Origin of the sequence: Methyloceanibacter sp. (assembly GCF_050726195.1) — a bacterium.
Taxonomy (GTDB): domain Bacteria; phylum Pseudomonadota; class Alphaproteobacteria; order Rhizobiales; family Methyloligellaceae; genus Methyloceanibacter.
The window spans coordinates 96,430-107,290 of the sequence record NZ_JBOHJC010000012.1 but is presented as its reverse complement, the minus strand read 5'-3'; the positions used below and the strand labels follow the sequence as shown (position 1 = coordinate 107,290).

Below are 10,861 nucleotides of genomic sequence, written 5' to 3'. Positions count from 1 at the left end.
TGAGGGCCACATCCGGATCAGAAAAATATCTGATCGCTTCAATGAGGGTCTTGGGTTCGTGTGCCATACCCCCAATCTAGGGGTTGGGGCTTACTGTGTCAAGTATATTAGTGCCCTCGCGAGCCCCGGCCCGCGCGCCGGCATCCTGCCTCCCACCGATGCCGAGAAGCAGCTCGGCCAAGACCTGATGTCGACCGGTCCGTTCTGGACCAAGGTCCTCGATCCTGTCTTCGATCTCGCCAAGATCTACACCTTGAACCGCTTGCCTCCTGACGAGCAACGCCGCGTGTTCGACCGGTTCGGCCCTGAGTCGGGCAAGGCCCTGTTCGAGCTGTTCATCTGGATGTTCGATCAGACCGGCGCCACGGTGGTCGACACCGCCTCCGTCCGCTGCCCGGTGCTGTGCCTCTCTGGCGTGGACGACCGCATAGTTTCAATTGAGAGCGCGCGCGAGACGGCGGCGGCTTATCCGCAAGCCGCGTTCTGGGAGCTCGAGGACCACGCCCACATGCTTCTGCTGGAGCCCGGCGCGGACGCCATCGCCCGCCGCATCGCCGATTGGCTTGGGTAGGCGACGTGCTCCCAAATAAACAACCTGGTCATGGCCGGGCTTGGCAGCGTGTAGCGTGTAGCCCGGATGGAGCGAAGCGAAATCCGGGGGAGCGATTGATAGACTGCCCCGGGTTCCGCTGCGCTTCACCCGGGCTACGCTCAGTCCTCTTCCATCGGCACGGCGATGCCGCGGTTCTCGAGGAGCCTGAGCGCCCGCTCGACTGGAGCGAACGACCGGCGATGGTGTGTGCACACGCCGTGCTGTTTTACGGCGCGCGCATGCTCCGGCGTGCCGTATCCCTTGTTGCTTTCCCAGCCATAGCGCCGGTAGCGCCTCGCGAGCCTCACCATGATGCGGTCGCGCGTGACCTTGGCGATGATGGATGCGGCCGCCACCGACAGCGACAGCCCATCGCCGCCGACAATGGCGCGGGCCTTGCCTGGGAAACGTTTCGGCAGGATGTTGCCGTCGATCAGCGCGCACGCCTTCGGCACCTGAAGCCCGCGGAACGCCGCGCGCATGCCCCATAGGCTCGCTTGCAGGATGTTGTCGCGGTCGATGCGCCCTACATGGCCGATGGCGATGGCGACGCAAGCCGTCGCCATGATCTCGACATAGCGATCCTCGCGCGCCTCGGGAGTGAGCAGCTTTGAATCGTTGAGCCCCTCGGGGATGCGGTTCGGGTTGAGGATCACCGCGGCCACCACGACCGGCCCGGCCCACGGCCCGCGCCCCGCCTCGTCGATGCCGGCGACCGGCAGGCCGAAGCGGTCCATCATCTCCGCCTCGAAGTCGAAGCTGGGCAGGATTGGGAGTGGAATCGATTCCGCGGGCAATCCCATGGACAGGACTTTCGCGCAAAGGACGCGCCCTTGGCAACGATCCTGGCTAGACCTTGTGGAAAAGCGTGTAGCCCGGATGGAGCCAAGCGAAATCCGGGGAAGGATTGATGGGCTGCCCCCGGGTTCCGCTGCGCTTCACCCGGGCTACTTGCTCTACAGCAGCCGGAGCTGCTGGCCGGGGCGGGCAGAGGGGACGAACAGATCGGTGCGAAGCTCGGTTGAGCGCTTGTTGAGCCCGAGCCGCTCTGCAGCCATCTCGAACCGGCGCCCGATCATCCAGGCGTAGGGCCCATTGCCCTCCATGCGCTCGCCCCATTTGGCGTCGTAGAGCTTGCCGCCGCGGGTCTGCCGCATAAGCGACAGAACGCGGTTCGCGCGGTCGGGGCAATTGGCGCGCAGCCACTCGGTGAACAGGTCGCCGATTTCGAGCGGCAGTCTGAGCAGCACATAGCCGGCCTCCTTCACCCCGGCGGCGGCGGCGCGCTCCAGGATGCGCTCCATCTCCGCGTCGGTAAGCGCAGGAATCACCGGCGCCACCATGACGGAGGTCGGTACCCCGGCCGCGCTAAGCCTCTCCAGCGTCTCGAGCCGCTTGTCGGGCGTGCTCGCCCGCGGCTCCATGGCGCGAGCCAACCTGCGGTCCAAGGTCGTCACCGACAGCGCCACCTTGACCAGGCCGCGCTTCGCCATCGATTGCAGGATATCGAGGTCGCGCAGCACAAGAGCGGACTTGGTGACGATGCCGACCGGGTGGTTCGTGGCGCTCAACACTTCGAGAATGCGCCGCATGATGCGGTAGCGCCGCTCGATCGGCTGATAGGGATCGGTGTTGGTGCCGATGGCGATCATGCGCACGCGATAATTCGGCTCGGCAAGCTCGCGCTCCAGCGCTTGGGCGGCGTTGGTCTTGGCGAATAGCTTGGTCTCGAAGTCGAGCCCTGGCGACAGCCCGAGGAAGGCGTGGGTCGGCCGTGCGAAGCAGTAGACGCAGCCATGCTCACAGCCGCGATAGGGATTGATCGAGCGGTCGAAGCCGATATCGGGAGATTCATTCCGGGTGATGATGCGCCGCGCCGGCACCTCCTGGACTTCGGTGGCGAGCGCATCGAGCTCCGCGAGCGTGTCCCAGCCGTCATCCACCAGCTCGTAGCTGAGAGGCTCGAAGCGTCCGGAGCGGTTGGTCTGGGCCGCCCGCCCGTGCCGGCGGTCGGCGGCAACGCCGCCCGCTTCGAGCGGGAAGCTCTCCGAATCGGGCGCTTTTCTGAGGGCCACGGACATGGCCTCTATATAGTTAGCAGAATAGAACAAAGCAAGAACATAGTTGGCCTTAGCGCCATCTGACGATTGCCGCACAAATGGCAAACGCTATAGTCCGCCCATGATTTCCGTGGTGATCCCCACCTTCAACGCCGCGCCGACCTTGGTGCATACCTTGGCCTCGCTCGTCCCGGCTGTGGTCGAAGGGGTCGTCCAGGAGGCCATCGTCGCCGACGGCGGCTCAACCGACGAGACCTGCGCCATCGCCGACGCCGCGGGCACCCATCTGGTGGTCGCCCCGCGCGGGCGCGGCACGCAGCTCAATGCCGGTGCCGCCATCGCGCGCGGCGACTGGCTGCTCTTCCTCCATGCCGATACAGTGCTCGAGCCCGGCTGGATCGCGGAGGCGCAAAGCTTCATGGAGCGGGTGCAGAGCGGGCGCCGCCTAGGGGCCGCGGCCTATTTTCGCTTTGCCCTCGACGATGACGGATTCATGCCGCGTCTGATGGAGAGGCTCGTCGCCTTGCGCTGCCTCCTGTTCGCGCTGCCCTACGGCGACCAAGGGCTTCTCATCTCGCGCGTGCTCTACGACCGGCTCGGCGGCTTCTGCAAGCTGCCGCTCATGGAGGATGTCGACCTCGTCCGCCGGCTCAAGCGGCGCGAGCTTGTGCGCCTCAATTCGCGCGCCGTGACGAGCGCCCAACGCTATCAGCGCGAAGGCTATCTCGCGCGCGGCTTCCGCAATCTCGGGCTCATTCTGCTCTATTACCTTCGCGTGCCGTCCCGGGTGCTTACGCGCCTCTATGGCTAGGCCGCGGCGGCCGCGCCGCGCAGCCTTTGCTCCGCGTCTAATCATCATGGCCAAGCTTCCGGCCATGGGCCGCGTCAAGCGGCGGCTGGCCCGCGAGATCGGCGACGGCGCGGCCATTCGCTTCTATCGCGCCTGCCTCAATCACACGGTATTGCGCCTCGCCTCCGACCCGCGCTGGCGCACCCTGCTGGCGGTCGCGCCGGACACGGCCGTCGCAGCGCGGTGCTGGCCTTCGCCAAAAAGACTTGTGCGCATCCCACAAGGCGCGGGCGATCTCGGGGTCAGCATGCAGCGCCTGTTCGATACCTTGCCCCCAGGGCCCGTCGTCATCGTCGGCAGCGACATCCCCGGTATTCGTCCGGCACACATCGCCAGCGCCTTCGCGCTGCTCGGCCGCGCCGACGCCGTGTTCGGGCCCGCTCCCGATGGTGGCTACTGGCTCGTCGGGCAAAGAAGATCGCCGCGACGGCTTGTCCCGTTCGCCCGCGTGCCATGGTCGACGGCAGAAGCGCTCGCCGCCACGCTTGACAATCTTTCCGGGAAAATTGTCGCGTTCGCTCCGAGACTTAGCGATGTCGATACGATTGAAGACTATCGCCGCGAAGGAGACCTCGCCGAGCGGCTCGTGCCAAGTTTTGCGCCTTAAAGAATGCAGTTTTTATGGCGCGTTTATGCAACTTTAAGGGGATTTTACTAGGCGTTGCGCGGGAAACCTCAAGGGGCACACCGATGCGCATCGCGCTCGTCGATCCGAGCAGCACCACCCGTTTGATCGTCACCCGCATGCTGACGGCGCGCGGCCACGAGGTCGTGGCTCATGCCGACGAGCGCGAGGCGCTACGACAGATCAAGCATGATCTCCGCATCGATGCGCTGATCACCAGCGCCGAGCTGACGCACATGTCCGGCATCGAGCTTTGCTGGGAGGCGCGCCTGCTCGCCACCTGCAAGCGCCCGATCTATGTGCTGATGATGTCGTCGCAGTACGATCAGCGGAGCCTGGTCGAGGCGCTCGACTCCGGCGCCGACGATTTCATCGGCAAGCCGCCTCTCGCCGAGGAGCTCTACGCGCGGCTGCGCGCCGCCGAACGCATGGCCTCCATGCAGCGCGAGCTGATCCGCATGGCCACCACCGATCCCTTGACCGGGCTGAGCAATCGGCGCGGCTTCTTCGAGCAGGCCGTGGAGGCGCGGGCGCGCACCATCCCCGACGGCAACCTGTCGGCCATTCTCCTCGACATCGACAACTTCAAGTACATCAACGATTCCTACGGCCATGAGGCCGGTGACGAGGCCATCCGCGCCTGCGCGCATGCCGCGCGTCTTGACGAGGCCATCACCGGCCGTCTCGGCGGCGACGAGTTCGCGCTGCTGCTCGAGCGGCGCTCCTTGCCGGAGGCGATTAAGATCGGCGAGGACTTGCGGCGCCGGCTCGCCTCGCGCCCGTTCGACACCGGCAGGGGCCGCATCACGCTCACTTGGAGCGTCGGCGTCGGCGCGGCCGAGCCGGGCGACAGCCTCGACCAGCTCCTTGCCCGCGCCGATGCGGCGCTCTACAGCGCCAAGGCCGGCGGCCGCAATCGCGTCTCCGGCGCTCCCCCTGCGCTCGCGACCATGACGACCATCGCCCAGCACGGCGTCGCCCGCGCCTCGGTCTGCTGATCAGAAGCCGGAAATCAGAAACCAGAAATCAGAAATAGCAGTCAGAAACGGCCGGAAGACGGGTGTTTCACTGCTGACTTCTGACCTCTGACTTCCGACTTCTGACACGCTAAAGTGCCTCCGCAATCGAACGGGGGAACGTATGGTCCAGCCTACAGAAGAACCTGCATCCGCCTTGAGCGAGGAAACGCCGGACACCTCCGCCGCTCCGGAGAGCGAAGCGTCTCTCGCCGAGATGGCTGGCGCGCCGGCGCCGGAGAAGGTCACCTATTCGATGTCGCCGGGGCTTCCCGGCTTCCTCGGCGCCAATCGCATCGGCCTCGCCATCTCCTCCTATCAGTCGGGCAAGTTCTATTTGCTTGGCCAGAATGTCGAGGGCGGGCTCCTGGTGGACGAACGCTTCTTCCGCAAGGCCATGGGAATTTGCGTGCCAGAGCCGGGTACCGTCCTGCTCGCCACTCTGTTTCAGATCATCAAGTTCAGGAACGTGCTGGAACCGGACCAGCAGATCAACGGCGTGTTCGGCGCCTGCTACGTGCCGCGCGAGCTCTACGTCACCGGCGAGCTCGACGCCCACGACATCGGCCAGCTCGCCGACGGCCGCATCGTCTTCGTCAACACGCTCTACAACTGCCTCGCCACGCCGTCCGCGCGCCACAGCTTCACGCCAATCTGGAAGCCGCCCTTCATCTCCAAGATCATCAAGGAGGACCGCTGCCACCTTAACGGCCTCGCCATGGAGAACGGCGTCCCGCGCTACGTCACCGCGGTGAGCAAGTCCGACACCATCGACGGCTGGCGCGACCGCAGATTCGACGGCGGCATCGTCATCGACGTCGAGACCGGCGAGATCGTCATCGGCGGGCTGTCGATGCCGCATTCGCCTCGCGTCCATGCCGGCAAGCTCTTTGTGCTCAACTCCGGCACCGGCGAGCTCGGCTTCATCGAGCGCGCCAAGAAGGCGGCCGACGCCAAGTTCCATGTGACGGCCTTCTGCCCCGGTTTCGTGCGCGGGCTATCGTTTCACGGGAAGTTCGCGCTGGTCGGCCTGTCCAAGCCGCGCTACCAGCGCTTCGAGGGGCTCGCCCTCGACAAGAAGCTGGCCGACGCGGACTCGGAGCCATGGTGCGGCGTGCAGGTGATCGACCTCGAGTCCGGCGCCTGCGTGCACTGGTTCCGCATCGATGGCCCGGTCGGCGAGCTCTACGACGTCGCCGTGGTGCCTGACGTGGTGCGGCCGATGTCCTTGAGCTTCGCCTCCAACGAGGTGCTCGGCCTCATCACCCACGATGCGCTGCAGGAATAGGAATTCGGCAAGTAGCCTGGGTGAAGCGAAGCGGAACCCGGGCATCCCGAAATCGCTCCCGGATTTCGCTTCGCTCCATCCGGGCTACGTCAGAACAGCCAGGTGAAGCGGCCCTTGACGGCGTTGTCGGTGACGCCGTCGCCGAATTGGCCCGAGTAGGACAGGCCGGCTGTGGTGCGCTCGCCGAGCGCGAAATCGAGGCCGGCGTCGATCAGCGCGGAGTCTTCGGCGAGCGGTACGCCCTCGATGGCGAAGCCGATGCCGGTCGAGGCGAAGGCGAGCGCCGCCCCCGGCGTGACGTCGTCGAAGGCATGCTGCCAGGCCACCGAGACATGCGGCACGACGAGCGTCGATCCCCAGTTCATGGTCGTGGCGGCGCGGAGGCCCAAGGTGGAATAGCCGACGTCTTGGTCGGCGCTGCCGCGCAACGACGCCAGCGCCCCGCCATGCTCGCGGAAGTTCTCGCCGTCGATAGAGACATAAGCGAGTCCGGCGAAGGGCTCGAGCGCCACGCCACCTGCGGATACGGGATACGCCACCTCGCCGAAAATCTGGCCGGTGTCGGCGTCGTACGAGGCGTTCTGCCGCTCGAAAAAGCCGGGGAAGATCACCGCGCGCGACGTGTCGATGTCGTTCCACGCAAAGGCCCCGCCGCCTCTGAGCGCAACTGGCCCGGCCATGCCGCCGAGATAGCCCGCCAGCAGGAAGCTCTCCACGTCAGCCGAGCTGGTGCGGTCGCTCACGTCGATATTCGAGAACGAGGCACCGGTGGCGAGGCCCGCGCGCCAGCTTCCGCTCAACTGCGCATCCATGCCCGACACAAACCCGCCGAGGTCGCGGTCGGCGGTGGCCGCATTGCGGTTCCCGTCGAAATCTCCCCAGGCGCCATAGGCCCTGGTCCAAAACGCAAGCGGAGAGCCGTAAGGCGCAGGCGCCAAATCCTTGCCGCCATAGCCCAGCGTCATGGCGTTCGCATCGAGGCTCGCCACTTGCGGTCCTGCCGCCGCAAGCGACGCGACTTGCATATCGCCGCCGCTTGCGTTCGCCTGCATCAGCCGCCCAAGGATCGCCTCGCGCACATAGCGGCTGTCGTCGGCGAGCACGCCGGACAGGGTGGCATGGATCTCGCCCGACAACGCATCGAATGCCTGACGTGCGCCCTCCACTGTCTGGGTGACGACGGCGAGGAACAGCGCGTTGGTCGTGGGGAACTGATCGAACGCGAGGCCCACATTGCACTGGTTCTTGGTCACCGCCACGTCGCAGAAGCTCGGATTGCCGCCGGGTCCGGTGCGCTCCAAGGTCAGCACCACGTCGTTGCCGTCGCCGCCGGCGTAGAGCACGCTCGGCGTGAGGAAGGCGAGATTGTCCGTCACTTGCGCGAACTTGCCTTTGACCTTGTCGTTGCCGTCGTTGTCGATGATCGTATAGTCGGTGCTTGGCTTGTAATTGCCGTTCTCCGCCAGCACGCGCAGGACCGAGCCGGTGAGGTTCACCGTGCCGTTGACGATCACCTTGTCGCTCTTGCCGTTGGCGTTGACCTCGACCTCGTAGACCGCGCCGCCGCCCAAGGTGAAAGCACCGTTGACGGTGATGGTGCCGAAGGAGTTGCCGGGCGCGAGCGTGCCGCCGTTGAAGGTCAGCCCGCCGAACGTGCCGTTGCCCATCACCACCCCGCCATTGACGGTGAACGCCTGCGTAGTGGCGCCGCTGAAGGTCCAGTCGCCGCTCTTCACCTCGAAATTCTCGAAATTCTGGTACTGCTTGGTGCCCGCGCCGGTGTCGATCCTATTGAGGTTGAAGGCGCCGTTGCCCTTGCCGCCAAGCACCAGCGCGTCGTTCGGGCCGGGCCCGGCGAACACCTTGCCGTCGATCTCAAAGCCTGGGCGCAGCTCGAGCTGGTTGTCGAGGCAGTCGCACTGATCGAACAGGATGGCGCCGGCCGCGCCGCCGTCGACCTTGCCGGCGACGACGATGTCGCCTCTGCCGCCGACGGCGACGATGCCGAAATCGATCAAGGGATTATTACCGCCCGACCGCACGTGGCCATTTGGCCCGACGGTGATGTTGATGGTTCCGCCACTGGCAAGGTGCGCGGCAACGATCGCGCTGCCGTTGGGTGCCACCACGTCGCCGTTGACCTTGATGTTGATCGCCCCCGTGCCGGCGTGAAGCAGATTGATGCCGTAATAGCGGCCTCTGACCGTGCTGCCTTTGCCGGTGGTGATCTTCGCGGTCGTGCCGCCGCTCATCGCTTCGATGCCGGCGCAGGTCGTGCCGATCACGTCGCCGCCCGCCTTGATGTTCAGCGCTCCGGCGTTGTTGTTGGCGATGATGCCGCATTCGCCGCCCATTACCCGGCTGTTGGCGCCGGTGGTGATGCGCAGTCCGTTGCCGTTGACGTTTTCGGCAAAAATGCCGGCTGCATCGGTGCCCGTGACCTTGCCGTTGGCGATGACGTTCAGCTTTCCAGAGCCGTAATTCTGCGCGTAGATGCCGTAGTTGAGGCCGGTGACGTTGCTGCCCTTGCCGGTGGTCACGTTGAGGCCGGCCCCGGAATTGACGGTGTGGATGCCATCTTGGTCGGAGCTCATGACCGCGCCGTTGGCGGTGATGGAGAGCGCGCCCATGCCTTGGTTCTCGGCGACGATGCCGTGCAGGGCCGCCTCGATCTTGCTGCCGCCCGCGGTGGTGATCGTGAGGGCGCCTGCCCCCGCTTCGTTATCTGCGGAAACGCCATACCCGAGATCGGAGTCGACTTCGCCTTTGACGTCGATCTTGAGCAGCCCGGCTGCGTTGTTGGCGGTTATGGCATTGAAATAGCCGTGCACCGTGCTGCCTGCGCCGACGCTCAGGTCTAGCCCATTGCCATTGCTATCGGCGAGGATGCCGGTGCCCGCGTCACTTGTGACATCGCCATTGGCGACGATCGTCAGCGCGCCAGCGCCGTCGTTGCGGGCATCGATGCCGCGACTGACGCCGGTGACCATGCCATAGGTGGTGATGCTGAGCGGACCGGTGGCGGCGGCATTGTTCTGGTGCGCATAGATGCCAACGCTGTTGACGCCGGTCCCCGCCACATCGCCATTGGCGACGATCTCCAGCGCGCCCGTGCCAAAGTTATTGGCAAAAATACCGAAGGTGCCGCCGGTGACGCCTTGGCTGATAATGCTGAGATCGGTGCTATTGGCGTTGCTGTTCAGCGCAAAGATGCCGGTGTTGCTGGGTACAATTCCCATCGGGTCGCCGACATCGCCATTGACGATGATCTCCAGCGTGCCGGTGCCAAAGTTGCGGGCGTCGATGCCGCGATAGCCGCCGGTGACGCTTTGGGTCATGATGCTGAGATCGCCGATGGCGGCGGCGTTGTTCTGCCGCGCATAGGTGCCGGTGCCAATTGTGCCTTCGACATCGCCATTGGCGGTGACGATCAGCGCGCCGCTGCCGTAGTTGAAGGCACGGATGCCGCGGGTACCCCCGGCGATCGTGGTGCCGGCGCCGGTGGTAAGGGTGAGGTCGCCCATGCCGAAGTGGCGCGCGTAGATGCCGTCGTTCGTCGTACCGGTAACGTCGCCGTTGGCCGTAATCGTCGCCGCTCCGCTGCCGTAGCTCTGGGCCTCGATGCCGTGGGTGTAGCCATTGACGGTGGTGCCGACGGCCGTGATCACGGTGAGGTCGTCGCCATAGTTCTTGGCATAGATGCCCTGCTGGTTGGTGCCAACAACGTAGCCGTTGGCGGTGACGGCAAGCGTCCCGCTGCCCACGTTGATGAGAGCAATGCCACGCCTCATACCGGCGACGCTGCCGGTGGTGATGGTGATGTCGGTGCCGGCAATGGAGTTGTACGCATAGATCCCGTCGAGGCCGTTGCCCTGGACGAGGCCGTTGGTGGTGGTGATGGTAATGGCCCCGGTCCCGCTGTTGCCGGCCAAGATTCCGTATGTGCCGCCGATCAGGGTGCCGTTGGTGTCAATCAAGACGCTGCCCGGCGTGCCGCCGTCGTCGCCGCCGGAATTGATTAAAAGCGAGATGTCGTAGCCACGGAGGGACGAACCGTTAGGGTCGGTGTAGGACAGGGCACCATCGCCGGTGATGGAGATGGCGTTTCCACTGGTCCCCTGGGTGTTCACGCTGAACCCGGCGACTGTGTTGACCGTGGCGTTGTTCTGGTTGGTCAGGTCCTGGGTCTCGACGCTGACTCCGTCGCACAGGAACACCTGGCCGCCTTGGGGATCGCAGACCTGCTGACCATAAGCGCTGCGGCCGTAGCCTGTCAGCGCGGCCGCGAGCATCGTGCTCGACAGCAGCAACCGCCGGCGCCGCGCGCAGCCGCCCATCACGCCCCCCTGGCGCCTGCCGGCGAGTTCGCCGCCGCGCCGACTCCCTGTTTGGCGCCAAGTTTCGTGCATGCGGGAGGGCCGAGCAACCGT

General features: G+C 65.5%; 8 protein-coding genes. 5 read left to right on the top strand and 3 right to left on the bottom strand.

Annotated features, from left to right (window positions below):
• On the top strand, positions 1 to 571 hold a 571-nt coding region (locus ACRECX_RS10220), incomplete at its 5' end, for an alpha/beta hydrolase (protein ID WP_431558731.1).
• Positions 572 to 711: 140 nt separating this feature from the next.
• Here ACRECX_RS10220 and ACRECX_RS10215 read toward each other — a convergent pair.
• Both ACRECX_RS10215 and ACRECX_RS10210 read right to left on the bottom strand, forming a co-directional pair.
• Positions 712 to 1,395: a ribonuclease HII gene (locus ACRECX_RS10215; protein ID WP_431558730.1), complete on the bottom strand. Its 684-nt coding sequence runs from the start codon at positions 1,393 to 1,395 to the stop codon at positions 712 to 714.
• Between the two features lie 153 nt (positions 1,396 to 1,548).
• Positions 1,549 to 2,673, bottom strand: coding sequence for a PA0069 family radical SAM protein (locus tag ACRECX_RS10210; RefSeq protein WP_431558729.1), 1,125 nt, complete (start codon positions 2,671 to 2,673; stop codon positions 1,549 to 1,551).
• 100 nt (positions 2,674 to 2,773) lie between these two features.
• Here ACRECX_RS10210 and ACRECX_RS10205 point away from each other — a divergent pair, with 100 nt between their 5' ends.
• The 4 genes from ACRECX_RS10205 (at position 2,774) to ACRECX_RS10190 (ending at position 6,431) form a co-directional block, all read left to right on the top strand.
• Complete coding sequence (locus tag ACRECX_RS10205) at positions 2,774 to 3,463, top strand: TIGR04283 family arsenosugar biosynthesis glycosyltransferase (RefSeq protein ID WP_431558728.1); 690 nt, start codon at positions 2,774 to 2,776, stop codon at positions 3,461 to 3,463.
• Positions 3,464 to 3,509: 46 nt separating this feature from the next.
• Positions 3,510 to 4,109: a TIGR04282 family arsenosugar biosynthesis glycosyltransferase gene (locus ACRECX_RS10200; protein WP_431558727.1), complete on the top strand. Its 600-nt coding sequence runs from the start codon at positions 3,510 to 3,512 to the stop codon at positions 4,107 to 4,109.
• 83 nt (positions 4,110 to 4,192) lie between these two features.
• The gene (locus ACRECX_RS10195; RefSeq protein ID WP_431558726.1) at positions 4,193 to 5,125 is read left to right on the top strand and encodes a diguanylate cyclase; all 933 of its coding nucleotides are present in this window, start codon (positions 4,193 to 4,195) and stop codon (positions 5,123 to 5,125) included.
• Positions 5,126 to 5,267: 142 nt separating this feature from the next.
• The gene (locus tag ACRECX_RS10190; RefSeq protein WP_431558725.1) at positions 5,268 to 6,431 is read left to right on the top strand and encodes a TIGR03032 family protein; all 1,164 of its coding nucleotides are present in this window, start codon (positions 5,268 to 5,270) and stop codon (positions 6,429 to 6,431) included.
• An 89-nt stretch (positions 6,432 to 6,520) separates the two neighbouring features.
• Here ACRECX_RS10190 and ACRECX_RS10185 read toward each other — a convergent pair whose 3' ends face one another.
• Positions 6,521 to 10,768 carry an autotransporter domain-containing protein gene (locus tag ACRECX_RS10185; protein ID WP_431558724.1) on the bottom strand — a complete coding sequence of 1,416 codons (4,248 nt, stop codon included), beginning with the start codon at positions 10,766 to 10,768 and terminating at the stop codon, positions 6,521 to 6,523.
• Positions 10,769 to 10,861: the final 93 nt, after the last annotated feature.